Raw genomic sequence first — 23,947 nt, 5'->3', positions numbered from 1 at the left:
ACATGAGTGAAGATGCACAAGATGTAGTACTGGTGGTCGAGGACGAACCGGCGATTCGCATGATCCTGCGCGATTACCTGGCAGGCGAGGGCTACCACGTGCTGGTGGCCGAGGATGGCGAGCAGGCGTTCGCGATCCTGGCGAGCAAGCCGCACCTCGACCTGATGGTCACGGACTTCCGCTTGCCGGGCGGGATTTCCGGGGTGGACATTGCCGAGCCGGCGGTGAAGTTGCGGCCGGACCTGAAGGTGATCTTCATCAGCGGCTACCCGGCGGAGATTCTCGAATCCGGCAGCCCGATCACCCGCAAGGCACCGATCCTGGCCAAACCGTTCGACCTGGATACCTTGCACGAACAGATCCAGTCGCTCCTGCGCTAGCCTGCACTGGCCCTTTCGCGGGTAAACCCGCTCCCACAGGGGCTGTGCAAGTCTCAAGGTTTGCACAGTTCCTGTGGGAGCGGGTTTACCCGCGAAAGGGCCGGAACAGGCTAGCGCAGTGTCCGTTCCAGCCCACCCACCAGCATGCTTTCCATCAACCCCAGCCCCTGTTCTTCGGGCAAGGCCTTCAACAACCCCGGCAACTGGTTCAGCAGCGTCGCCACCACATGCGCCGTGGCCACCAGGGCCTGCCCCTGCAACTTCGCCTGCGGTGCGATCAACCTCAGCAACCCCGCCTCATAGCGCTTGCGCAGCAAGGCCAGGCGCGCCTGCTGGTCTTCGCTCAGGCAACAGAAGTCGCGCTCTGCCAGGCGAAACTGCATGGGCCGCTCGGCATGCAGCTGCCAGTGCGCGGCAATCAGGCAGCTCAACGCCGACGCCCCGCGCGCCATGGCCCGGCGCCCCTGGTCCAGGGTGGCCTGCAACTCCTCGTACAACTCCTCGATCAGGTCGAACAACAAGTCCTGCTTGCTGGGAAAGTGGTGGTACAGCGAGCCTGCGGTAAGCCCCACATGGGCCGCCAGCTCGCGCATGCTGACCTGGCCAAAGCCCTTTTCGGCAAACAGCGCCATGGCCCGGTCACGTCGCTCTTCAAAGTTGGCACAGCGCATCGCGGCATTGACCGGGGGCATGGCGTTCGCTCCTCAGTAGGTGAAGAAACCGCGGCCGCTCTTGCGCCCCAGCCAACCGGCCGCGACCATTTCCTTGAGCAACGGGGCAGGGCGGTACTTGCTGTCGTTGAAGCCTTCATGGAAGGCCTCCATGATCGCTAGCAGGGTGTCCAGGCCGATCAGGTCGGCCAGGGCCAGCGGGCCGATCGGCTGGTTGCAGCCCAGGCGCATGCCGGTGTCGATGTCCTCGGCACTGGCCAGGCCCTCCTGGCGCACGAAGATCGCTTCGTTGATCATCGGCACCAGGATGCGGTTGACCACGAAGCCCGGGCGGTTGCCGGCGGTGATCGGGGTCTTGCCGACCTTTTCGGTCACCACCAGCGCCTGGGCGTAGGTGCTGTCGCTGGTCTGCAGGCCGCGAATGATCTCGACCAGCGCCATCATCGGCACCGGGTTGAAGAAGTGCACGCCAATGAAGCGCTCGGGGTGCTCGATGCTGGCCGCCAGCTGGGTGACCGACAGCGACGAGGTGTTGGTGGCGATCAGGCAGTCGGCGGCGACGTTGGCCGCCACCTGCTGCAGGATGCGCTGCTTGAGCTGCAGGTTCTCGGTGGCGGCCTCGATCACCAGCTGCGCGCCGCGCAGCTGGGTGTAGTCGGTGCTGGTGCGAATGCGCGTGCGGGCGGCTGCCGCCTTGTCGGCGTCGAGGGTGCCTTTGCCGACCTGGCGCTCGAGGTTCTTGCTCAAGGTGGCCACGCCGCGCTCCAGCGCAGCGTCGGAAACATCCACCAGCAGTACCTGGTAGCCGGCCACCGCACACACCTGGGCAATGCCGTTGCCCATGGTGCCGGCGCCGATCACGGCAATCTGTTCAATGCTCATGTGTCAGGCTCCCTCAGACGCGCTCGAAGACCACGGCGATGCCTTGGCCACCGCCGATGCACATGGTGGCCAGGGCGTAGCGGCCCTGGATGCGCTGCAGCTCATGGATGGCCTTGGTGGCGATGATCGCGCCGGTGGCGCCCACCGGGTGACCCAGGGAAATGCCCGAGCCGTTGGGGTTGACCTTTTCCGGGTCGAAGCCCAGTTCGCGAGCCACGGCGCAGGCCTGGGCGGCGAAGGCTTCGTTGGACTCGATCACATCCAGGTCCTGCACCTTCAGGCCGGTCTTCTCCAGCACCTTGCGGGTGGCCGGGATCGGGCCCAGGCCCATCAGTTCAGGCTCGACGCCAGCATGGGCGTAGCCCACCAGGCGTGCCAGCGGCTTCAGGCCCAGGCGGCGCACCGCATCACCACTGGCCAGCACCAGGCCGCCAGCGCCGTCGTTGATGCCACTGGCGTTGCCGGCGGTAACGGTGCCGTCTTTCTTGAACACGGTCTTCATCCCCGCCAGTTGCTCGGCGGTCACTTCGCCACGCACATGCTCGTCGGTGCTGAACTGCACGCTGCCCTTGCGGGTTTTCAGTTCCAGCGGGACGATCTGGCTGGCGAAGCGGCCTTCGGCAATGGCGCGGGCGGCGCGGCGCTGGCTGGTCAGGGCCAGTTCGTCCTGCATTTCGCGGGTAATGCCGTGCTTGGCCGCAACGTTCTCGGCAGTGATGCCCATATGGAAGTGTTCGAACGGGTCCTGCAGCACGCCGACGGTGTAGTCGATGCCTTGCAGGTCACCCATGCGAGCACCCCAGCGTGCCTGCGGCAGCAGGTACGGGCCACGGCTCATGGATTCGGCGCCGGCTGCCACGGCCACGTCGGTGTCGCCGAGCAGCAGGCATTGGGCTGCCGAGACGATGGCCTGCAGGCCCGAGCCGCACAGGCGGTTGACGTTGAATGCCGGGGTTTCCTTGGGGATGCCGGCGTTCATTGCCGCTACGCGGGCCAGGTAGGCGTCACGCGGTTCGGTGGGGATCACCGTGCCCATCACCAGGTGGCCGACTTGCTCGGCGGCCACGCCCGAGCGCTCGATGGCGGCGCGGGTGATGGCGCTGGCCAGGTCGGCCAGCGGCAGGTCCTTGAGGGAACCGCCAAAGCCACCAATGGCTGAACGGACGGCACTGACGACGTAGATTTCTGCGCTGCTCATAGGGGCTCCGATTGCGAAGGCATGGCGGGACCGGGCCAGGCTCTGCGAGAATGGCCGGCGATCCCGGAGTGGGACCGAGTCTAGGCAAAGGCTCTGTTGCAGCCTATGCCGGAACTGTTCAGACAACCTGGCACTTTTTGCCACTCAGCATAGACAGCGAAAACCGCCATGCGCGATAGCGATTCGGTCGCCGTGTACTTCCTCAATGCCATGCTCCACGCCCTGCGCGACTGCCCCGCCGAACGCGATGCGCAGCTGCGTGCGGTGGGCATCGACCCGCAACTGCTCGAGCAGCCCCAGGCCCGTGTACCGGCCAAGGCCTTCGCCCAGCTGTGGCTGGCGCTGATCCAGCGCCTGGACGACGAGTTCTTCCGCCTCGACAGCCACGGCATGCCGCCGGGCAGTTTCGCCCTGATCTGCCGGGGCCTGATCCTGGAGCCGAACCTGGAAAAGGCCTTGCGCCAGTGCATGGGCGGTTTTGGCCTGTTCCTGCGCGATTTGCGCGGCAGCCTGACGCTGCGTGGCGGGCGGGCGCTGATCAGCGTGCAGTCGAGCATCGCCGACCCGCTGACCCGGGTGTATGCCGAGGAAACCTACCTGGTGTTGATGATCGGCATGCTGTGCTGGCTGGCCGGGCGGCGGATCGCCATCGACCGCACCGAGCTGGCGGTGTCGCGCCCGGCCCAGGAGGACGACCTGCTGCTGTGGGGGCCGGACCTGCGCCTGGGCAGCGGGCGCACCGAGGTGGAGTTCGACAGCGCCTACCTGCGCCTGCCGGTGGTGCAGGACGTGGCGGCCCTGAAAACCTTCCTGCGCAGCGCGCCGCAGGGGCTGGTGATTCGCTTTCGCAACCAGAACGGGCTGGTGGCCGAGGTGTACCGGCACCTGCGGGCGCGGCGCTATGGGCAGTGGCCGACGCTGGCGGCGCTGGCGCAGCAGCAGGGGGTCAGTGCCAGTACTTTCCGTCGGCAGCTGGAGCGGGAAGGGCGTTCGTACCAGCAGATCAAGGATGAGGTGCGCCGGGCAATGGCCTTCGAGCGATTGCGCGAAGGGGAGCTGAGCATTGCCGAGATTGCCGAGCAGACCGGGTTCCAGGAGCCCAGTGCGTTTCACCGGGCGTTCAAGAAATGGACCGGGCAGAGCCCCGGCAGCTACCGGGCGCGGTTGGCCGGGCGTTGAGATGTTGCCTGTGCGGGCCTCTTCGCGGGTAAACCCGCTCCCACAGGGGACTCACAGAATCTGAAAAATGTGCTGTACCTGTGGGAGCGGGTTCACCCGCGAAGAGGCCGGTACATGCTACCGATCAATCATCAGGCCGGCACCATGGCAAACCCGACCCCGAAGCGGTTCCAGGCATTGATGGTGGCAATTGCCAGGGTCAGGTTGGCCACCTCGGCCGGCTCGAAGTGTTCCTGCAGGGCTTCATATTCGCCCTGCGGCGCGCCGTGTTCGGGCAGCCGGGTCAGGCTCTCCACCCAGGCCAGCGCAGCACGCTCGCGCGGGGTGAAGTAGGCGGTTTCCTGCCAGACGCACAAGGTCTGCAGGCGTGCCTCGGTCTCACCGGCCTTGCGCGCATCGTTGGCGTGCAGGTTGACGCAGTAGGCGCAGCCGTTGATCTGCGAGGCCCGCAGGCGCACCAGTTCCAGCAGGGAATTCTCCAGGCCGCTCTTGGCCAGGGCCTGCTCCAGGCCGACCATGGCTTTGTAGGCCTCGGGGGCGTGCTTGGCCCATTCGATACGGTTGTGCATGTTTATCTCCAGTATTCGAGGCTGGCATCGTCCTTGTAGGAGCAGCCTTGCGCTGCGAAAGCGCCCGTACGGGCGCATGGCGCTTTCGCAGCGCAAGGCTGCTCCTACAGGGGAATGCGTTGCTGGTTGAAAGTGAGCTGATGGTAGCGCCGGCCCAGGTCCTCCTCGATAGCCAATCACGCGCATCAGCGGGAGGCCAATCGGCCATTCGGGAGGCCACTGACAGGCATCCAATCTCTTCATTTCTGCCAGGCCGCCCAAGCCCGGATAATGACCAGGTCTTGCAACAGGAGAACCGATTCATGTCCGAAGAACGCTACATGCGCGAAGCGCTCGACCTGGCCCGCGCCAATATCAAGGCCGGTGGCCGGCCCTTCGGCGCCGTGCTGGTGTACCAGGGGCAGGTGCTGGCACGCGCGGTCAACGAGATCCACAACACCCAGGACCCGACCGCCCACGCCGAGATGCAGGCCATCCGCAAGGCCAGCCACGCCCTGGGCCAGGCGCGCCTGGATGGCGCCGAAATCTACGCCAGCGGCCACCCGTGCCCGATGTGCCTGGCGGCCATGCACCTGTGCGGCATCGAGCGGGCCTGGTTTGCCTACGACAACGCCGAGGGCGAACCCTATGGCTTGTCCACCGCGGCGGTATACGCGCAGATGGCTCGCCCGCCCCAGCAGCAGAGCCTGCCGCTGCGCGCACTGAAGCCCAGCGGCGAAGCCGGTCTGTACCTTGAATGGAAACAGGCCAACGCACAATGAGAGCGGCATTGAACCTGTTGCTGGTCATGCTGCTGGCACTGAACCTGCGGCCGATCCTGACCAGTATCGGCCCGTTGCTCGAACCCATGCGCGCCAGTACCGGCCTGGGTTACCAGCAGGCGGCCTTGCTGACGGCGTTGCCGGTGCTGTGCATGGGCCTGGTGCCCCTGCTGCAACCCTGGTTGCGGCGCTGGATCAGCGAACATGGCGGCATGCTCGCTGGCCTGTCTGCCATCGCCCTGGCCTGCCTGTGGCGCCTGCAACTGGACAGCGCCTGGTCGCTGATTGCCAGTGCGGTGGTCGCCGGCCTGGGGGTGGCGGTAGTGCAGGGCATGATGCCGGGGCTGGTCAACCGCTGGTTCCCCGGCCGCCTGGCGGGGGCGATGGGCCTGTATTCGGCAGCGCTGATGAGCGGCGGCGGCCTGGCCGCCGTGCTCGGGCCGCACATCAGTGGCTACTTCGGCCATTGGCAGGTCGGCCTGGGCGTGTGGGCGATCCCGGCTGTGCTGGCGGTGCTGGCCTGGGCCGTGCTGCGGCCACGCCAGCAGGCGCCGATGCTGGCCGGTGCCACCGGCGGCCACTGGTTCGGCACGCGCCGGGCCTGGTTGCTGGCGCTGTACTTCGGCTTGATCAACGGCGGCTACACCAGCATGGTGGCCTGGTTGCCGGCCTATCACATCGAGCATGGCGGCAGCGCCCAGGGCGGTGCCGACCTGGTGGGCCTGATGACCATCTTCCAGGTGGCCGGCGCACTGGGCCTGCCGCTGTTGCTGCGGCGCTGGGCAGACCGGCGCCCGGGCCTGTGGCTGGCCTTGGCGATCCAGCTGGTGGGTTTCCTCGGCCTGCTGCTGGCACCCACGCTGGCCTCGGGGCTTTGGGTGGCGATGATCGGTTTCGGCCTGGGCGCCTGCTTCAGCCAGAGCCTGACGCTGACCCTGGAGCACCTGAAGACGCCTGCCGAGGCTGGCAGCCTGGCGGCGTTCGTGCAGGGCATCGGCTTCATCATCACCGGCATCGTGCCGTACGTCACCGGCTGGTTGCGCGACATGAGCGGTGATTTCCAGGCCTCGTGGACGCTGCTGACCGTGACCGTGGTGGCAATGCTGCTGGTTACCGCCTGCTTCAACCCACGCGGTTATGCCGCGGCCATTGCCCGCCCGGTAGTGGCGGGCAAGGCCGCACCGGTCAACTGAGGCGCTGCAGGGTGTCGCGCACCCGGTCCAGCGCCGGGTCGATGTCCAGCAGCTCGATGGCGCCGAAGCCCAGCAACAGCCCCGGGCGCACTGGCGCTTCGCTGAAGAACGGCGCCAGCGAGTACAGGCCGACCTCCACCTTGCGTGCGAGGTTGGCCAGCAACTCGACATCGACCCCAGGTTTGGCCAGGGCGCTGAGGTGGAACCCGGCGCTGGCGGGGATGGCGCTGAACCACGGTGACAGGTCGCCGCCCAGCCGTGCGAGGATGCGTTCGCGACGGGCGCTGTAGACCTCGTGGCAACGACGGATGTGTTTGTTCAGGTGGCCTTCGCCGAGAAACCGCGCCAGTGCCCACTGCGACAGGGTCGGGCTGTGCCAGTCGCTGAGGTGCTTGGCCACGCAAGCGGCCTTCAACACGGCGGGCGGCAGTACGGCGTAGCCCAGGCGCAACTCGGGCAGCAAGGTCTTGGAAAAGGTCCCCACATAGGCCACCAGGCCATGGCGGTCGAGGCGCTGCAACGCTTCCGCGGCTGGGCCGTGGTAGCGGAACTCGCAGTCGTAGTCGTCTTCGATGATCAACGCACCCAGCTCGGCGGCCCGTGCCAGCAGGGCGTGCCGGCGTGCCTCGCTCATCGGCATGCCCAGCGGAAACTGGTGCGAGGGCGTCACGTAGATCAGCCGGGTGCCGTCGGCGATCTGTTCCACGCACAGGCCTTCATCGTCCACCGGTACCGATTGCAGGCGCGCGCCCAGGGCCAGGAACAGTTGCCGCGCTGGCGGGTAGCCCGGGTCTTCCATGGCCACCTGGCAACCCGGCTCAACCAATACCCGGGCGATCAGGTCCAGAGCCTGCTGGGCGCCGTTGCACACCAGCAGGTCGGCGGCGCTGCTGTGCACGCCGCGGGCGTAGGCGACGTGATGGGCAATGGCCTCGCGCAGCTCTGGCAGGCCCTGGGCCGGGAACTGCCGCTCGGGGTGGCGCTGGCTGCGGCGCAGGGCATAGTTCAGGCAACTGCGCCACTGGTCGAACGGGAACTGCGCCTTGCTCGAGGCCCCGCCGATGAAGTCGTAACGTGAGGGAGCGTCCAGCTGACGTTGGCTCAGCACGGTGGCGCGCTGCTGCCAGCGCTCGAGGGATGCGGCAGCGGCCAGGGGAATGGCCGTCGATTCGCTGCTGCGCAACGGCTGGCGCGGGGTGATGAAGGTGCCCCGGCCGACCACGCCGCTCAGCAGGTTGTCGTAGGTCAGCCGGGAATAGGCCTCGGCCACGGTCTTGCGCGACACGCCCAGCTGCTCTGCCAGCAGACGGCTTGGCGGCAGTTGGGTGCCCGCGGCCAGGTGGCCGCTATCGATGCCGGCGCGCAGTTGCTGGTAAAGCTGGTCGGCCAGGCCTTTGCGGCCTTCCAGGCGAATGTGCAGTTCCATGGAGCGGTCCGGAGCGGGGAAGTGCTCAGGATAGCGGATTGGTCGGGGAAGGGCATGGGGCCGCTTTGCGGCCCATCGCGACACAAGGCCGCTCCCACAGGTACAGCGCTGCATTCAAAGTCTGTGATGTCCTGTGGGAGCGGCCTTGTGTCGCGATGGGGTGCAAAGCACCCCCAGAAAGCCAGCGCAAACTCAGAACCGGGCAGTACTCACCGTGATGTAGCCCTTGTCCGCCAGCGCGATACGTATCACCGTCTCGTCCGCCGGCGCCTTGCGGTTGCGCTTGATGCGCACGCCTTCCACCGCCGCCGCTTTCATATGCTCGGTAATGGCCCGCCCGTTCGGGTCGAAGAACAACTCGCTGGCCAGCAACTCGATACGTTCGATCAGTTGGCGGGAGCGTTCATCGGTGGCGCAGAAGAACATCACCCCCGACAGGTGGGGGTCTTCGTCCGGGTTGTTCATGTCATGGGCCAGCAGTTCGCGCAGGGTGCTGCGCAATTCGGCAGTGGGGCGGGCGTACAGGTGCATGCGGAACCTCCTCTGGATCGCGACCTTGCGTCATCCAGTGCCGATCATGTTTTCAGTGGGCAGGGGCAACAAGTAGGACGCATCCGAGCAATGCGTAGGAGTTTTCTGAAGATGCAGGAGTGACACCCCAAGCTGGCGGGAGGACGGCGCCTGCGGCACAATTTGCCGCCCGCTACCCGCCTTGCCGAGGATTGCCATGAACAGCCATTTCCAAGCCGTCGACCTGAAAAAGGCCTATCGCCTGCTGAACCACGGCCCGACGGTGCTGGTGTCGGCCAGCCACGAAGGGGTGGACAATGTGATGGCGGCCGCCTGGGCCTGTGCGCTGGATTTCGATCCACCCAAGGTGACCGTGGTACTCGACAAGACCGCCCGCACACGGCAGTTGGTGGAGGGCAGTGGCTGGTTGGTGATCCAGGTGCCCACCGCGGCGCAAGCGCAGTTGACCCACCAGGTGGGTACCCGCAGCCTGTTCGACCAGCCCGACAAGCTCGCCAGCATTGGTGTGCAGCTGGCGCGGGTCGAGGGGCATGCGGCGCCGTTGGTGGAGGGCTGTTCGGCCTGGTTGATGTGCCGGGTGATCGACGAGCCGCACAACCAGAACACTTACGACCTGTTCATTGGCGAGGTGGTGGCGGCCTGGGCCGATGACCGGGTGTTCCGCGATGGCCACTGGGCCTACGAGAATGCCGACCCGCAGTGGCGCAGTTTGCACTACGTGGCGGGTGGGCATTTTTATGCGATAGGCGAGCCGGTGGTGGTCGATTCGCAAAGTTGATTACACCTGGCCCGGCCTCATCGCCGCAAGCCAGCTCCCACAGGTATCACACCAGGCCTGAAGCCTGTGCAGTACCTGTGGGAGCTGGCTTGCCGGCGATAGGGCCGCATGGCGGCCCCTGTCAGCATCAGCGCCCGACCTCCTGCTTGAAGCGCAAGCGCCAGCCATGCAGCAACGGTTCGGTATAGCCACTGGGCTGCTGCCGGCCCTTGAACACCAGCTCCCGTGCAGCGCGGAAGGCATGCGATGCCTCGAAACCGGCGGCCATCGGCCGGTACGCCGGGTCCCCGGCATTCTGCTGGTCGACCACGCCTGCCATGCGTTGCAAGGTCGCTTCGACCTGCTCGGCATCGACCACCCCGTGGTGCAGCCAGTTGGCAATGTGCTGCGCCGAAATCCGCAGGGTCGCGCGGTCTTCCATCAGGCCTACATCATGGATATCCGGCACCTTGGAACAGCCGACCCCTTGCTCGACCCAGCGCACCACGTAACCGAGGATACCCTGGCAGTTGTTGTCCAGTTCGGCCTGGATGTCGGCTGCGCTCCAGGGCCGTTCTGGGCTGACCGGAACACTGAGCAGGTCATGCAGCAACTCGGCGCGCTGGGCATTCAGGTCAACCTGTTCCAGCGTTTGCTGCACGGCCGCCACATCCACCTGGTGGTAGTGCAGCGCATGCAGTGTCGCGGCTGTGGGCGAGGGCACCCAGGCGGTGTTGGCGCCGGCCCTGGGCTGGGCGACTTTCTGTTCGAGCATCGCCGCCATCAGGTCGGGCATGGCCCACATGCCCTTGCCGATCTGCGCCTTGCCGCGCAGGCCACAGGCCAGCCCCACCAGTACGTTGCTGCGCTCGTAGGCCTGGATCCAGGCACTGCCTTTCATGTCACCCTTGCGCAGCATGGCGCCGGCTTCCATGGCCGTGTGCATCTCGTCACCGGTGCGGTCGAGGAAGCCGGTGTTGATGAACACCACCCGTGACGCGGCGCTGGCGATGCAGGCCTTGAGGTTGACGCTGGTACGCCGCTCCTCGTCCATGATGCCCATCTTCAGCGTATGTGCGGGCAGGCCCAACAGGGCTTCGACGCGGCCGAACAGCTGGTCGGCAAAGGCCACCTCGGCCGGCCCGTGCATCTTCGGCTTGACGATGTACAGGCTGCCCTCGCGGGAATTGCCGCGGCGCTTGAGGTCATGCAGGCCGATCAGGCTGGTGACCACGGCATCGAGGATGCCTTCCGGGATTTCCCGGCCATCGCGGTCGTGGATGGCCGGGTTGGTCATCAGGTGGCCGACGTTGCGGATGAACAGCAGCGAGCGGCCCGGCAGGGTCAGTGGCTGGCCGTCTGCGCCGTGGTAGTGGCGGTCTTCGGCCAGGGTGCGTTCAAAGGTTTTGCCGCCCTTGCTGACCTGCTCGCTGAGGTCGCCCTTCATCAGGCCCAGCCAGTTGCGGTAGACGTTGACCTTGTCGTCGGCATCCACGGCGGCTACCGAGTCTTCGCAGTCGATGATGGTGGTGAGCGCGGCCTCCAGCAGGATGTCCTTGACACCGGCCGGGTCCTGCTGGCCGATGGCGTTGGCCGGGTCGACCTGGATTTCGAAATGCAGCTGGTGATGCTGCAACAGGATCGCTGTTGGCGTGTTCGGCTCACCTTGGTAGCCACGCAGTTGCGCGGGTTGCATGAGGCCGACCTGGCGGCCATCGGCCAGGGTCACTTGCAGCGTGCCCTGGCTGATCGCGTAGGCCTTGGCGTCGTTGTGCGACGCACCGTCGAGCGGGGCAGCGGTGTCGAGGAACTGCCGGGCATAGGCGATCACCTTGGCGCCGCGTCGCGGGTTGTAACCCTGGCCACGTTCGGCGCCCTCGCTTTCGGCGATGGCATCGGTGCCGTACAGGGCATCGTACAGCGAGCCCCAGCGGGCGTTGGCGGCGTTGAGGGCGTAGCGGGCGTTGCTCAGTGGCACCACCAGTTGCGGGCCGGCCTGCACGGCGATCTCGCGGTCGACGTTGCGGGTGCTGACCTGCACGCTTGCCGGGGGCTCCACAAGGTAGCCGATGCCTTGCAGGAAGTGCTGGTAGGCGGCCATGTCACGGATCGGGCCGGGGTGCTGGCGGTGCCAGTTGTCCAGTTCTGCTTGCAGGCGCTCACGCTCGGCGAGCAGGGCGCGGTTTTGCGGTGCGAGGTCGTGGACCAGGGTGCTGAAGCCTTGCCAGAAGGTGCGGGCTTCGATGCCGGTGCCGGGGAGGGCTTCGTCTTCGATGAAGCGCTGCAGGGTGGGGGCGATCTGGAGTGGATGGTTTGGCATTGTCTGTTCGCTCGATGTTCAGGCTTCTGGGTAAATGTTGCTTTTGCCGGCCCTTTCGCGGGTGAACCCGCTCCCACAGGGCTTTCACAAGGCCTGAGGCCTGTGCAGCTCCTGTGGGAGCGGGTTTACCCGCGAAGAGGCCGGCACAGGATTCAGAGGGCAGCCGCCCCGGCCTTGGCCACCTGGGCATCCTGCTCGGCCTTGACCCCGGACACGCCGATCGCTCCCACCACCTGCCCATCCATCCGCAGCGGCACGCCACCTTCCAGGCTGGTCAGCAGCGGCGCGGTGACGAAAGCGGTACGGCCACCATTGACCATCTCCTCGTAATCCCGCGTCTCCTTGCGCCCCAGCGCGGCAGTGCGGGCCTTTTCCATCGCGATGTAGGCGCTGGCCGGCGCGCAGCCGTCCAGGCGCTCCAGGGCCAGCGGGTGGCCGCCGTCGTCGACCACGGCGATGGTCACGTTCCATTGTTGCGCCTGGGCTTGCTGGCGGGCGGCGGTCAGCACGCGGGCGACTTCGGCCTGGCCGATCACGGACTTGCTATGCATGGTGGTTCTCCGGGTTCAAGGCTGCTTCGACGATTTCGATCCAGTGCCGCACCGGTGTGCGCCCGGCCCCGTCGAGGTGGGCCTGGCAGCCGATGTTGGCGGTGGCGATGACTTGCGGTTTGCCGCTTTCCAGGGCGTTGAGGCGGTTGTCGCGCAGTTGTAGCGACAGCTCGGGCTGGGTCAGCGAATAGGTGCCGGCCGAGCCGCAGCACAGGTGGCCGTCCGGTACCGGGGTCAGGGTAAAGCCCAGGCGTGTCAGCAAGGCCTCCACCGCCCCCCCCAGCTTCAGCGCGTGCTGCAGGGTGCATGGGCAATGGAAGGCCAGGCGCTGTTCGGCGCACAGGCCCAGTTGCTCGACCGGCTCGTCGCGCAGCACCTCCACCAGGTCGCGGGACAGGGCGCTGACCCGTGCGGCCTTGGCGGCGTAGCGCGGGTCCATTTCCAGCAGGTGGCCGTAGTCACGCACGAAAGCGCCGCAGCCGCTGGCGGTTTGCACGATGGCCTCGGCGCCGGCTTCGATGGCTGGCCACCAGGCATCGATATTGCGCCGCGCCCGTTGCAGGCCTTGTTCCTGGGCATTGAGGTGATAGTCCACCGCGCCACAGCAGCCGGCCTGCCGGATCGGCACCACGCTGATGCCCAGGCGGTCCAGCAGGCGTGCGGCGGCAGCATTGGTGTTGGGCGACAGGGCCGGTTGCACGCAGCCTTCCAGCATCAGCACCCGCCGCGCATGGCGCGGTGCGGGGCGTTGGCCGGGGGCGGTGACCCGCGCCGGCAGCTTGCGCTTGAGCGTGGCCGGCAGCAGCGGGCGCAGGGCCTGGCCGCTGCGGGTCAGGGCCTTGAACAGCGCCGGGCGTGGCACCACTGCACGCAGGCCCTGGCGCAGCAGGCGCTGGCCGAGCGGGCGTGGCACCTGCTGTTCGACCACGGCGCGGCCGATGTCCAGCAGGTCGTGGTACTTCACCCCGGAAGGGCAGGTGGTTTCACAGTTGCGGCAGGTCAGGCAGCGATCCAGATGCAACTGGGTGCTGGCGGTGATCGGCGCGCCTTCGAGCATCTGCTTGATCAGGTAGATGCGCCCGCGTGGACCGTCCAGTTCATCGCCCAGCAGCTGGTAGGTGGGGCACGTGGCGGTGCAGAAACCACAGTGCACGCAGGAGCGCAGGATGCTTTCGGCCTCGTCGGCGCGGGCCAGTTGCCGGGCGGTTTCGCTCAGGTTGGTTTGCATGGTCTGGCCTCACAGGTCCGGGTACAGACGGCCAGGGTTGAACACCCCCTGGGGGTCGAGTTGCTGCTTGAGCGCACGGTGGTAGCGCATCAGCGCGGCGGGCAGCGGTGGGCTGCTGGCAGCGCCAGGGGCATGGCAGGTGGCGTGGCCGCCGACCTTGGCGACCTGCTCGCGGATCTCTTGCGCCGGTGCCGTGGACTTGAGCCAGCGCTGCGCGCCACCCCAGTCGATCAGCTGCTGGCCGGGCAGCTCCAGCTCGCCGGTGGCGTTGGGCACGGACAGGCGCCACAGCGGCGCGGGGCCGGTAAAGAACGCCAGGCGCTGCTCGCGCAGGTCGCTCCAGAAGCTGCTGTCCAGTGCCTCGCCGCCCAGGCGCTGGCGTGCCGACTGCACCGAGCCTTCGCCGCCTTCCAGGCGCAGGTACAGCGCGTCGCCGTCATGGCAGGCCGCGCTGATCGGCAGCGGCTGCTGGCCCCATTCAGCCAGCTCCGCCAGCGCCTGGTGGCGGCCCATCGGCAGGCGCAGGCTGAGGCACTGGCGCGGGCGTGGCAGCACTTTCAGCGACACCTCGGTCAGCAGCCCGAGGCAGCCGAAGCTGCCCGCCATCAGCCGCGACACGTCGTAGCCGGCAACGTTCTTCATCACTTCGCCACCAAAGCGCAACAGCTTGCCGTGGCCGGTGATCACCCGCGTGCCCAGCACATAGTCACGCACCGACCCGGCCCACGGCCGCCTTGGGCCGGACAGCCCGGCCGCGACCATGCCACCCAGGGTGGCGTCGGGGCCCAGGTGCGGTGGTTCGCAGGGCAGCATCTGGCCAGCCTCGTGCAGCGCCGCCTCGATCTCGCGCAGCGGCGTGCCGGCGCGGGCAGTCAGCACCAGTTCGGTCGGGTCGTAGCTGACGATGCCGCGGTGGCTGCGGGTGTCGAGCACCTCGCCGGTCACCGGGCAGCCGAGCATGGCCTTGCTGTTGCCACCCTGGATACGCAGCGGCGTGGCCTGGTTCAGCGCCTGGTTGACCTGCTCCAGCAGGGCCTGGCTGATGTCGCGGTCCATGCTCATCAGAAACGCTCCAGTTCGGGGAAGGGCAATTGCCCATGGTGCACGTGCATGGCGCCGAATTCGGCGCAGCGGTGCAGGGTGGGGATGTTCTTGCCGGGGTTGAGCAGGCCCTGTGGGTCGAAGGCGGCCTTGACCGCATGGAACAGCGTGATTTCGTCGCTGTTGAACTGTGCGCACATCTGGTTGATCTTCTCGCGCCCCACACCGTGCTCGCCGGTGATGCTGCCGCCCACGGCCACGCACAGTTCGAGGATCTTGCCGCCGATGGCTTCGGCACGTTCCAGCTCGCCTGGCAGGTTGGCATCGAACAGGATCAGTGGGTGCATGTTGCCGTCGCCAGCGTGGAACACGTTGGCCACGCGCAGGCCGTATTCGCCTGACAGTTCGCTGATGCCCTTGAGCACGCGTGGCAGTTCGCGGCGCGGGATGGTGCCGTCCATGCAGTAGTAGTCCGGGGAGATGCGCCCCACCGCCGGGAAGGCGTTCTTGCGCCCGGCCCAGAAGCGCACGCGCTCGGCCTCGTCGCAGGCCAGCCGCACTTCACGCGCGCCGGCCTCGGCCAGCACGGCGGCGACCCGTTCGCAGTCGTCGTGCACATCGGCCTCGACGCCATCCAGCTCGCACAGCAGGATGGCCGCCGCGTCCACCGGGTAGCCGGCATGGATGAAGTCCTCGGCGGCGCGGATCGCCAGGTTGTCCATCATCTCCAGGCCGCCGGGGATGATCCCGGCAGCGATGATCTCGGCCACTGCCCGGCCGGCGTCCTCGACGCTGTCGAAGCTGGCCAGCAGCACCCGCGCCACCTGGGGCTTGGGCAGCAGCTTGACGGTGACTTCGGTGACGATGCCGAGCATGCCTTCGGAGCCGGTGAACAGTGCCAGCAGGTCGAAACCGGGGCTGTCCAGGGCATCGCTGCCGAGGGTCAGGCGTTCGCCCTCGACCGCGAGGATTTCCACCTTGAGCAGGTTGTGCACGGTCAGGCCGTACTTGAGGCAGTGCACGCCACCGGCGTTCTCGGCGACATTGCCGCCGATGGAGCAGGCAATCTGCGAGGACGGGTCCGGCGCATAGTACAGGCCGTGGGGCGCGGCCGCCTGGGAGATGGCCAGGTTGCGCACGCCGGGCTGCACACGGGCGAAGCGGCCCTGCGGGTTGACTTCGAGAATGCGGTTGAACCGCGCCATTACCAGCAGGATGCCTTTGGCCAGTGGCAGGGCGCCGCCCGACAGGCCGGTACCGGCGCCGCGTGCCACCACCGGCACACCACGCTGGTGGCAAAGCCTGAGCAGCGCCTGCACCTGCTCCAGGCGCTCGGGCAGCACCACCAGCAGCGGCACCGTGCGGTAGGCCGAGAGGCCGTCGCATTCATAGGGCTTGAGGTCTTCCTCGCGGTGCAGGATCTCGAGGTCCGGCAGGGCAGCGCGCAGCGCCTGCAGCAGCGCCACCCGGTCCACGTCGGGCAGCGCGCCATCGACGCGTTCGTCATACAGGATATTCATCGGCTCACTCGGCAACGGTTTTTGTTGTTGTTGGCAAAGCGCTCACCCTTGCAGCCTGCGCGTGGCCGCCGCCCGGGTCGAGTACGGGGTGAACTGGTCCTACCAGTTTTTGCGACGGGTACTGGTTATTGACGGCTTTGCCTGGCTAGATTGAGGCAGGTGGTCGAAGTGGTCCTACCAGCAGGAGGGTACGCAGTGGGTACTGAAGGCAAGGCCAAGGTCGCCGACCAGGTGGCCGAACGGGTCGAGCGGCTGATCGTCGAAGGCGTGCTCAAGGTGGGCCAGGCCCTGCCGTCGGAGCGGCGCCTGGTGGACAAGCTGGGCTGCTCGCGCTCGGCGCTGCGTGAAGGCCTGCGCATCCTGCGCGGGCGCGGCATCATCGACACCGAGCAGGGGCGGGGCTCGTTCGTTGCCGACCTGACGGGCCATGCGGGTGCCACGCCGTTGATGCACCTGTTCGGCTCGCAGCCGCGTACGCTGTTCGACCTGCTGGAAGTGCGGGCGTTGCTGGAAGCCGAATCGGCGCGCCTGGCGGCGCTGCGGGCCACCGAGGTCGACCGTTTGCTGATCCGTCGGCGCTATGAAGAAATGCTGGCTGCGCACGAAACCCCCGAAGCGATCGATGCCCGTGAACATGCCCGCCGCGACCATGCCTTTCACCGGGCGATCAGCGAGGCGTCGCACAACCCGGTGCTGGTGCATACCTTACAATCGCTGAGTGACCTGACCTTGAGCACGGTGTTCGCTTCGGTCAACAACCTGTATTGCCGACCGGCGCAGAAGCGCCAGATCGACCGCCAGCATGCGCGGTTGTATCACGCGGTAATGGAGCAGTTGCCTGAGCAGGCGCAGCGCGCGGCGCGCGAACATATCAACGGGATTTGCGACAGTTTGCGGGAGATCGAGCAGGAAGAGCAGCGGCTGGTAAGGGCTACCATGCGCATGGATGGCTGGGGTTGAGGTTTTGCCTGTGCCGGCCCTTTCGCGGGTAAACCCGCTCCCACAGGGGACCGCACTGGGTTTGAGGTCGGTGCGGTTCCTGTGGGAGCGGGTTTACCCGCGAAGAGGCCGGTGCAGGATTACCTCAATCAATGATCGGCTATGCGGTCATCCTGCGAGAGGAGGGCCCGGGCCAGTTCTTCATCATTGGCCTGCAGGCCCGGGTTGTCCTTGCGGGCTTGTTCCAGCGCCGACTCCACATAGGCGCCACGGATTGCACCACCGCTGGCGACGTAGGCCGAAAGCTCGTCACGCGCCGGGATGATCCGTTTGTCGTCCTTGAAGGTCGAGTAAAGCGAGGCGGAAACACCGGCCGAGGTTGCGACGTCGCCTGCGTCGACGTCAGCCAGGGCAGCACCGGCAGGCAGCAGGAGCAGCAGCGCAGGGGCGAGGAGTAGGTGGCGCATGGTGTGATCTCCAGTAGCATGAAGCCCAAGTAATTGAACCACTCAGTGTTTAAGAAAGCGCAGGTGGGGTGGTAGTTCCCTTGTTCGTTCTGGAGATCGCGGCCCCTTGTAGGAGCGGCCTTGTGTCGCGATGGGCCGCAAAGCGGCCCCCAGGGCCCGCTCAGGCCAACTGGTAAGTAGTCTTCACCCGGGTAAAGAACTGCCGCGCATGCGTGCCTTGTTCCCGCGAGCCCAGGCTCGATGCCCCATTCCCACCAAACGGCACGTGGTAATCCACCCCGGCCGTAGGCAGGTTGACCATCACCATCCCCGCCGAACTGTTGCGCTTGAAATGCTCGGCATGGCGCAGCGAGGTGGTGACGATCCCGGCAGACAGGCCAAAGGCGGTGTCCTCGGCGGCGATGAAGGCTTCCTCGTAATCACGCACCTTGAGCACGCTCAGCACCGGCCCGAAAATCTCCTCGCGGTAGATGCGCATGTCCGCGGTCACTTCGGTGAACAGCGCCGGGGTGAAGAAATACGCCCCCGCCGGGTTGTCGATGCGCTCGCCACCGCACACCAGCTTCGCGCCCTGTTCAAGGCCGGCGGCCACGTACGACAGGTTCTGCTCCAGTTGCCGGCTGTCGACCACCGGGCCGATGTCGGTGCCGGCTTGCAGCGCATCGCCCACCTGCAGCGCGCGGGTACGCTCGGCCAGGCGCGCGACGAAGGCGTCATGAATGCCTGCGGTCACGATTACCCGCGAGCTGGCCGTGCAGCGCTGGCCGGTACTGTAGAACGAGCCGTTCAGCGCCACCTCCACCGCCTGCTCCAGGTCGGCGTCATCCAGCACGATCAGCGGGTTCTTGCCGCCCATCTCCAGTTGCACCTTCTTCATGCCTTCGGCCGCCAGCCGGGCGATCTGCCGGCCGGTGTGCTCGGAGCCGGTGAAACTGATGCCATCGACCAGTGGCGAGCGGATGATCGTGTCGCCCACGCTGCGCCCCGGGCCGATCAGCATGTTGAACACGCCCGCCGGCAACCCGGCGCGGGAAATGATTTCGGCCAGGGCCCAGGCCGAGGACGGCACCAGTTCGGCCGGCTTGAACACCACGCAGTTGCCAAAACACAGCGCCGGGGCGATCTTCCACGCCGGGATGGCGATGGGGAAGTTCCACGGCGCGATGATGCCGACCACGCCCAGCGGTTGGCTGAACACATCGATGGCCACGTCCTGGCGCACCGACTGGTACTTCTCGCCTTCGGCGCGCAGGGCTTCCTGGGCGTAGAACTTGAACGAGCGCCCGGCCCGGTCCACTTCGCCCAGGGCTTCGCGCACCACCTTGCCTTCTTCGCGAGCCAGCAGCGTGGCCAGCTCCTCGCGGCGGGCGAGGATTTCCGTGCCGATGAAGTCCAGCGCGTCAGCGCGCTGCTGCGGGTTGCTGCGCGCCCAGGCCGGCTGCGCCCGGCGGGCAGCGGCGATGGCCTGTTCGGTCAGCACCTGGTCGGCGCGCTCGAAGCGTTCGACCACTTCACCCGGGTGGGACGGGTTGCGGTTCTCCAGGATGTCGGCGCTGCTGCCCAGGGGGATGAAGGCGCCATCGACGTAGCTACTCTTGGTCACGAGGGTCATGCGGTGCGAATCCTTTTTTCAGAAACCTGGCGGGCGACAAAGTCGCTGATGTTGTCCACGGCGCTGTCCATCAACTGTTGCATGGCGTCTTCGCTGCTCCAGGCGATGTGCGGGTTGAGCAGGAAGTCATCGCGGTCGATCAGCTGGAACAACGGGTTGCTCGGGTGCAGCGGCTCTACCTCGACCACATCCAGTGCCACGCCGCCCAGGCGACCTTGCTGCAGTGCCTGGATCAGCGCCGCTTCGTTGACCACGCCACCACGGCCAGTGTTGATCACCAAGGCATCGGGCTTCATCAACGCCAGTTGCCCGGCGTCGATCAGGTTGTAGGTTTCGGGCGTGAGCGGGCAGTTGATCGACAGCACATCGCAGCTTTTCAGCAGTTCGGCCAGCGGCCGGCAGTCGGGGCCCTTGCGCTTGCCGCCACGGTCCTCGAACAGCACCTGCATGCCGAACGCCCGCGCCAGGTGCGCCAGGCGCAGGGCGATCGGGCCGCTGCCGATGATCGCCAGCTGCTTGTCGCGCACATCGCGGATGCGGTGGTTGAAGTAGATGTTCTGGTGCGGCTTGTCGCCGGCATGCACCTGGCGCATCAGGCGGGTGAACGCGGCCGGGCGGCGGAACAGTTCGAGGATCATCGCCAGGCTGTGTTCGGCCACCGTGTTGGCGGCATAGCCCGGCACGCTCGACACCTCGATGCCGTGGGCCTCGCAGTAGGCGACATCGACGATGTCGCGGCCGGTGAGGGCCAGCGAGATCATCTTCAGCCTGGGCAGCTGGCGCAGGTGCTCTTCACGCAGCGGCACGCTGCAGGTCAGCGCCACGGTGGCGTCCTGCAGGTGCTCCAGCACCTGGTCGGGGTGGGTGTAGGCAAACTGCTGCCAGCTGTGCTCGCAGTCAGGGCGCTTGAGGCGGGTGGAAGGCGCCAGGCCTTCGTCGTCGAGGAAGACGATATGTTCGCTCACGGTATTGTCCTTATTTTTTCTGCGCGGGCACGTAGCCGGCGGGCGCCATGCCGACCAGCTGGCGGGTGATGAAACCGGCGTCCTGGTCGTGGTCTTCCAGCGACTCCTTGCGCACCAGTGCATCGCGCACCATATGGGCGCCAAAGAAGCGGAACGGCTCTGGCGGCAGCAGTTTCATCTTCTGGTTGACCAGGCCACAGTTGGCCCATTCGTCGTTGGCATGGGTGGCCAGCGACTTGATGATGCGGCTGGCGAACACCGTGGTGGCCACACCGTTGCCGGAAAAACCGATGCCGTAGCTGACAGTCTGGTGATGGTCGAGGTAGCCGAAGTTCGGCAAGCCTTTCATGGCCCGGTCGATCGGCCCGGTCCAGCTGCTGACCACGGGCACGTCCTGCAGTTGCGGGTACAGGCGGCGCAGTTCGGCGGCAACCTTGTCGGCGGCCGGCGACGGCTTTTCATACAGGTTGCCGATGCGCCCGGCATAGGCGAACTGGCCCAGCGGCTTGCCGAACACCACGCGCCCGTCCGGGGTGTTGCGCCAGTAGTTGAGCACGGTGCGCGAGTCGGTCATGCATTCGCCGCCGCTGAAGCCGATGGCGTCGAGCTTGGCCTTGACCGGCGCGGTGGCGACCATGTCGCTGGACATGATCGCGATCATCCGGCGCAGCTCGGGGAACTGCGCGCCCCAGGCGTTGAGTGCCAGTACCACGTGGTTGGCCTTCACATGGCCCTTGGCGGTGTGTACCACCGGGTTCTTGCCGCGTTCCAGGTGGGTGAACGGCGACTTCTCGAAAATCTGCACGCCCAGCTTTAGCGCCACGCGGCGCAGGCCGCGGGCCAGCATGGCCGGCTGCACGGTGGCGGCGTTGGGGTCGTAGATGCCACCCAGCACCAGCGGCGAGCCGACCCGGCCACGGATGGTCTGGCGGTCCAGCTCCTGGAACGGGTTGACGTCGAGCTTCTGCAGGCCGTCGGTGAGCACGCGCCAGGAGTTCATCTGCCGCTGGTTGGTCGCGGTCCACAGCCAGCCGTCCTTGCGGTACTGGGCGTCGATACCGTGTTCCTGGCAGAAGCTGCCGATCTCGTCGATGGCCGACTCGGCGGCCTGGCAGATGCGCCGAGCCTCGACGTCGCCGCAGATGGTGCGCACCGACAGGTACTTGCCCCACCAATTGGTCGCCACGCCCCCGTTGCGCCCGCTGGCACCGGAGCCGCAGCGGTCGCGCTCGACGATGACGATGGTTTTTTCCGGGTGGGCCGTTTTCAGGCGGATGGCCGACCACAGGCCAAGGAAGCCACCGCCGACGATGCACACGTCGGCTTGAATCGAGTCCTGCAGGGCAGGGGCGAGGTCGCTGTCCAGGTCAAGCGCCTGGGCATACCAGAATCCACGGTACATGAGGGGTGCCTCTGAGCATGTTTGTCTTGTGGGCACATGATGCTCAGCCGGGCCGGCGGGCCGATATTACAGTCATGACAATTGATAGAACGGTGCCGCCTTTTGTCACGGATTTCCTATTTGTGGGGATGCATATGATATGACGGACGCTGGGCGCACTTTAGAATGGCGCTATTGCAAACGTCATGAGGCTTGCGTCCATGGTTGCTCAACAACAAATAGAACAACGGGAAGAACCGGCGCATGCCCCTGTCATCGCTGCGCAGGTAAAGCCGGAACTGCGGGTGGGGTTCGTGCTGATGAACCACTTCACCCTGGTGCCGGTGGCCGGGCTGGTGGACTCGCTGCGCTTTGCCGCCGACAAGTCGTTCCGCAGCCAGCAGGTGTTTTGCCAGTGGGACTGGATGACCCTCGACGACCAGCCGATCACCGCCAGCTGCGGCATGCCCATTTCGCCGACCAAGCCGCTGAACCTGTTCGCCCAGTACGACTACATCGTGCTGGCCGGCGGCCTGCTGGACGAAACCCGCAACCCGCCGGCCTGGTTGCTGGATGCGCTGCGCGAGGTGCATGCCGCGAATATCCCGATCATCGCCCTGTGTTCGGGCTCGTTCGTGCTGGGCAAGGCCGGGCTGCTGGATGGCCGGCGCTGCGCCCTGCATTTTACCTTGCGCGATGAGTTCAGGGAGCGCTTCCCGCTGTCCACGGCGGTGATCGACAAGAGCTATGTGGATGACCGCGGCATCATCACCTGCCCGGGTGGCACCGCCATCGACCTGGCAGCCAACCTGATCCGCCGGCATTGCGGTGCGGTACGGGCGCAGAAGGGGTTGGAATACCTGCTGGTGGACGAGCGTGCCGACGAGCAGGAGGGCAAGGCGGCCAGCGAATGCGTGTACCAGAACGACAGGGTGCAGCGGGCGATCAGCTTCATGCGGGCCAACCTGGATGCCTCGATGACGCTAAAGGCCGTGGCCGAAGCGGTGGGCACCCACCCCCGGCAGTTGCACCGCGAGTTCGTTGCCAATACCCAGGAACCGCCGGCCAACTACTGGCGCAAGCTGCGCCTGGACCATGCCCGGCGGTTGCTGGTGAATACCAGCCAGAACATCACCACCATTGCCTTGGCGTGCGGGTTTTCCGATGCGTCGCACTTCATCCTGTGGTTCCGCAAGCAGTATGGCGAGACGCCGTACAGCTTCCGCAAGCGGCGGCATGAGGTGGAGCGGTTTGACTGGCACGGTGACAAGGTGGGGCTGGACCCGGAGTTGTGAGCGGTTGGCGCTCTTCCTGCTGTGGATCGCTGTAGGAGCGGCCTTGTGTCGCGAAAGGGCTGCGCAGCAGCCCCAGGGTTTCAGCGCAAATGCATAAATTGCCGGGGCTGCTGCGCAGCCCTTTCGCGACACAAGGCCGCTCCTACAGGGACCGCGCTGGTTATGAGAGCTGGCCGAAGGCCTGGATCTCGATGCGGTAATCCGCTGTCGCCAGGGCCGCGCCTACACAAGCCCGCACTGGCGGCTGATCGCCAACCCAGGCGTCATACACCTCGTTCATCGCCGCAAACTCGCCCATGTCGGCCAGCCAGATCTGCACGCGGGTCAGGTTGCCCTTGCCTGCACCGACCTGCGCCAGCCACTGCTCCAGTTGCGCCAGTACGCAGCGGGTCTGCGCGGCGATGTCGCCCGGTTGCAGGGCGACGATGCCCGAGGTTTCGATGCGGCCATCCACCAGCACCATCTGGCTGGCCCGTGGGCCGGGGTTGATACGTTCGATCATCGACAGTTTCCTTAGAACAGCACGTAGGTCTTGCGCAGGGTTTCGCGAATGTCCCACACACCCTCGCAGTTTTCCGGGAACAGCACCGCGTCGCCCGCGCGCAGCTCCACCGGCTCGCCACCGTCGGGGGTGAAGGTGCACCAGCCGCTGACGATGTGGCTGAATTCACGGTTTTTCAGGTGACGGCGGAACACCCCCGGGCTGCTTTCCCATACACCGATGCTGGCGCCGACGGCCTGGTCGGTCTGGTCCTGGGCGGTGGCAGCCTGGGCGATGGGTTCGCCGATCGGCAGGCGGGCAGGGGCCGGGGTGCCCAGGGGGGAGGCGGGGGCGTTGCGGACTACGGTCAGGACTTGGCTCACGTATGGGTTCCTTTGGTTCATGCAGGGACTGCGCAGCACTATCGCACTGGCCTGATGGCGGGCCATATAACGGCTGGGACGGGTCGTGGGATGCTGCTGTCGGGCGGGTAGAACACTTCCGTTTCTTTACTGGGGCTGCTGGCCCTTTCGCGGGTAAACCCGCTCCCACAGGTAATTGCATTATCTTCAGCAGCACTGATCAACCTGTGGGAGCGGG

The 23,947-nt window shown here is 66.5% G+C and carries 24 protein-coding genes; 7 read left to right on the top strand and 17 right to left on the bottom strand.

The window, feature by feature from the left end; genetic code table 11:
• The first annotated feature begins 2 nt into the window (after positions 1-2).
• Complete coding sequence (locus tag ACGLHT_RS14740; protein WP_003256176.1) at positions 3-380, top strand: response regulator; 378 nt, start codon at positions 3-5, stop codon at positions 378-380.
• 110 nt (positions 381-490) lie between these two features.
• Here ACGLHT_RS14740 and ACGLHT_RS14735 read toward each other — a convergent pair whose 3' ends face one another.
• From ACGLHT_RS14735 to ACGLHT_RS14725, 3 genes are read right to left on the bottom strand one after another with little or no spacing between them, the layout of a single operon-like run.
• Positions 491-1,072, bottom strand: coding sequence for a TetR/AcrR family transcriptional regulator (locus ACGLHT_RS14735; protein ID WP_085615205.1), 582 nt, complete (start codon positions 1,070-1,072; stop codon positions 491-493).
• A 12-nt stretch (positions 1,073-1,084) separates the two neighbouring features.
• Positions 1,085-1,933 (bottom strand): 3-hydroxybutyryl-CoA dehydrogenase, encoded by an 849-nt coding sequence (locus tag ACGLHT_RS14730; protein ID WP_085615207.1) that lies wholly within the window; start codon positions 1,931-1,933, stop codon positions 1,085-1,087.
• A gap of 13 nt (positions 1,934-1,946) precedes the next feature.
• Entirely contained in the window at positions 1,947-3,131 is a 1,185-nt protein-coding gene (locus ACGLHT_RS14725; RefSeq protein WP_025338698.1) for an acetyl-CoA C-acyltransferase family protein, read from the bottom strand.
• 168 nt (positions 3,132-3,299) lie between these two features.
• Between ACGLHT_RS14725 and ACGLHT_RS14720 the strand changes: the two genes are divergently transcribed.
• Complete coding sequence (locus ACGLHT_RS14720; RefSeq protein WP_025338699.1) at positions 3,300-4,310, top strand: AraC family transcriptional regulator; 1,011 nt, start codon at positions 3,300-3,302, stop codon at positions 4,308-4,310.
• Positions 4,311-4,441: 131 nt separating this feature from the next.
• Here ACGLHT_RS14720 and ACGLHT_RS14715 read toward each other — a convergent pair whose 3' ends face one another.
• On the bottom strand, positions 4,442-4,879 hold the full coding sequence (locus ACGLHT_RS14715) for a carboxymuconolactone decarboxylase family protein (RefSeq protein ID WP_025338700.1): 438 nt from the start codon (positions 4,877-4,879) through the stop codon (positions 4,442-4,444).
• Between the two features lie 302 nt (positions 4,880-5,181).
• Between ACGLHT_RS14715 and ACGLHT_RS14710 the strand changes: the two genes are divergently transcribed.
• Both ACGLHT_RS14710 and ACGLHT_RS14705 read left to right on the top strand, forming a co-directional pair.
• Positions 5,182-5,640 (top strand): nucleoside deaminase, encoded by a 459-nt coding sequence (locus ACGLHT_RS14710; protein ID WP_274079027.1) that lies wholly within the window; start codon positions 5,182-5,184, stop codon positions 5,638-5,640.
• On the top strand, positions 5,637-6,833 hold the full coding sequence (locus ACGLHT_RS14705; RefSeq protein WP_274120935.1) for a CynX/NimT family MFS transporter: 1,197 nt from the start codon (positions 5,637-5,639) through the stop codon (positions 6,831-6,833). The genes ACGLHT_RS14710 and ACGLHT_RS14705 overlap by 4 nt, the downstream gene beginning before the upstream one ends.
• Here ACGLHT_RS14705 and ACGLHT_RS14700 read toward each other — a convergent pair.
• Together ACGLHT_RS14700 and ACGLHT_RS14695 are read right to left on the bottom strand one after the other, a co-directional pair.
• Entirely contained in the window at positions 6,826-8,259 is a 1,434-nt protein-coding gene (locus ACGLHT_RS14700; protein WP_274120936.1) for a PLP-dependent aminotransferase family protein, read from the bottom strand. The genes ACGLHT_RS14705 and ACGLHT_RS14700 overlap by 8 nt on opposite strands.
• A 192-nt stretch (positions 8,260-8,451) precedes the next feature.
• Complete coding sequence (locus ACGLHT_RS14695; protein ID WP_085591035.1) at positions 8,452-8,790, bottom strand: hypothetical protein; 339 nt, start codon at positions 8,788-8,790, stop codon at positions 8,452-8,454.
• Positions 8,791-8,986: 196 nt separating this feature from the next.
• Here ACGLHT_RS14695 and ACGLHT_RS14690 point away from each other — a divergent pair, with 196 nt between their 5' ends.
• A complete protein-coding gene (locus ACGLHT_RS14690) occupies positions 8,987-9,568 on the top strand; it encodes a flavin reductase family protein (RefSeq protein WP_137163631.1) in 582 nt (193 codons plus the stop codon).
• Positions 9,569-9,695: 127 nt separating this feature from the next.
• On the opposite strand, the gene ACGLHT_RS14685 is transcribed toward ACGLHT_RS14690, so the two are convergent.
• The 5 genes from ACGLHT_RS14685 to glcD all read right to left on the bottom strand — a co-directional run bounded on the left by ACGLHT_RS14685 (position 9,696) and on the right by glcD (position 16,207).
• Positions 9,696-11,867: a malate synthase G gene (locus tag ACGLHT_RS14685; protein ID WP_274120937.1), complete on the bottom strand. Its 2,172-nt coding sequence runs from the start codon at positions 11,865-11,867 to the stop codon at positions 9,696-9,698.
• Between the two features lie 152 nt (positions 11,868-12,019).
• On the bottom strand, positions 12,020-12,418 hold the full coding sequence (locus ACGLHT_RS14680) for a heme-binding protein (RefSeq protein ID WP_274079029.1): 399 nt from the start codon (positions 12,416-12,418) through the stop codon (positions 12,020-12,022).
• Positions 12,411-13,646 carry a glycolate oxidase subunit GlcF gene (gene glcF, locus ACGLHT_RS14675; RefSeq protein WP_274120938.1) on the bottom strand — a complete coding sequence of 412 codons (1,236 nt, stop codon included), beginning with the start codon at positions 13,644-13,646 and terminating at the stop codon, positions 12,411-12,413. Before glcF ends, ACGLHT_RS14680 begins: the two co-directional genes overlap by 8 nt.
• A 9-nt stretch (positions 13,647-13,655) precedes the next feature.
• Positions 13,656-14,708: a glycolate oxidase subunit GlcE gene (gene glcE, locus ACGLHT_RS14670; protein ID WP_274120939.1), complete on the bottom strand. Its 1,053-nt coding sequence runs from the start codon at positions 14,706-14,708 to the stop codon at positions 13,656-13,658.
• Positions 14,708-16,207: a glycolate oxidase subunit GlcD gene (glcD, locus tag ACGLHT_RS14665; protein ID WP_274120940.1), complete on the bottom strand. Its 1,500-nt coding sequence runs from the start codon at positions 16,205-16,207 to the stop codon at positions 14,708-14,710. Before glcD ends, glcE begins: the two co-directional genes overlap by 1 nt.
• Positions 16,208-16,402: 195 nt before the next feature.
• Here glcD and glcC point away from each other — a divergent pair, with 195 nt between their 5' ends.
• Positions 16,403-17,167 carry a transcriptional regulator GlcC gene (gene glcC, locus ACGLHT_RS14660; RefSeq protein WP_274079032.1) on the top strand — a complete coding sequence of 255 codons (765 nt, stop codon included), beginning with the start codon at positions 16,403-16,405 and terminating at the stop codon, positions 17,165-17,167.
• Positions 17,168-17,295: 128 nt separating this feature from the next.
• Here the strand turns inward: glcC and ACGLHT_RS14655 are convergent, their stop codons facing one another.
• The 4 genes from ACGLHT_RS14655 to ACGLHT_RS14640 all read right to left on the bottom strand — a co-directional run bounded on the left by ACGLHT_RS14655 (position 17,296) and on the right by ACGLHT_RS14640 (position 21,592).
• Positions 17,296-17,613 (bottom strand): DUF2388 domain-containing protein, encoded by a 318-nt coding sequence (locus ACGLHT_RS14655; RefSeq protein WP_003260922.1) that lies wholly within the window; start codon positions 17,611-17,613, stop codon positions 17,296-17,298.
• A 160-nt stretch (positions 17,614-17,773) separates the two neighbouring features.
• Positions 17,774-19,225, bottom strand: coding sequence for an aldehyde dehydrogenase family protein (locus tag ACGLHT_RS14650; protein ID WP_137163637.1), 1,452 nt, complete (start codon positions 19,223-19,225; stop codon positions 17,774-17,776).
• Positions 19,222-20,190: an NAD(P)-dependent oxidoreductase gene (locus tag ACGLHT_RS14645; RefSeq protein ID WP_025338713.1), complete on the bottom strand. Its 969-nt coding sequence runs from the start codon at positions 20,188-20,190 to the stop codon at positions 19,222-19,224. Before ACGLHT_RS14645 ends, ACGLHT_RS14650 begins: the two co-directional genes overlap by 4 nt.
• Before the next feature lie 10 nt (positions 20,191-20,200).
• Positions 20,201-21,592: an FAD-binding oxidoreductase gene (locus ACGLHT_RS14640; protein ID WP_137163638.1), complete on the bottom strand. Its 1,392-nt coding sequence runs from the start codon at positions 21,590-21,592 to the stop codon at positions 20,201-20,203.
• 200 nt (positions 21,593-21,792) lie between these two features.
• On the opposite strand from ACGLHT_RS14640, the gene ACGLHT_RS14635 reads away from it, so the two are divergent.
• A complete protein-coding gene (locus ACGLHT_RS14635) occupies positions 21,793-22,866 on the top strand; it encodes a GlxA family transcriptional regulator (protein WP_025338715.1) in 1,074 nt (357 codons plus the stop codon).
• A gap of 160 nt (positions 22,867-23,026) precedes the next feature.
• Here the strand turns inward: ACGLHT_RS14635 and ACGLHT_RS14630 are convergent, their stop codons facing one another.
• A complete protein-coding gene (locus ACGLHT_RS14630; protein WP_137163640.1) occupies positions 23,027-23,368 on the bottom strand; it encodes a RidA family protein in 342 nt (113 codons plus the stop codon).
• Between the two features lie 11 nt (positions 23,369-23,379).
• Positions 23,380-23,751 carry a cupin domain-containing protein gene (locus tag ACGLHT_RS14625; protein WP_049866758.1) on the bottom strand — a complete coding sequence of 124 codons (372 nt, stop codon included), beginning with the start codon at positions 23,749-23,751 and terminating at the stop codon, positions 23,380-23,382.
• Positions 23,752-23,947 lie beyond the last annotated feature (196 nt).

Origin of the sequence: Pseudomonas sp. PsB (assembly GCF_043658375.1) — a bacterium.
In the GTDB taxonomy this organism is placed as follows: domain Bacteria; phylum Pseudomonadota; class Gammaproteobacteria; order Pseudomonadales; family Pseudomonadaceae; genus Aquipseudomonas; species Aquipseudomonas putida_Z.
This window is presented reverse-complemented; position numbering and strand designations above follow the sequence as displayed.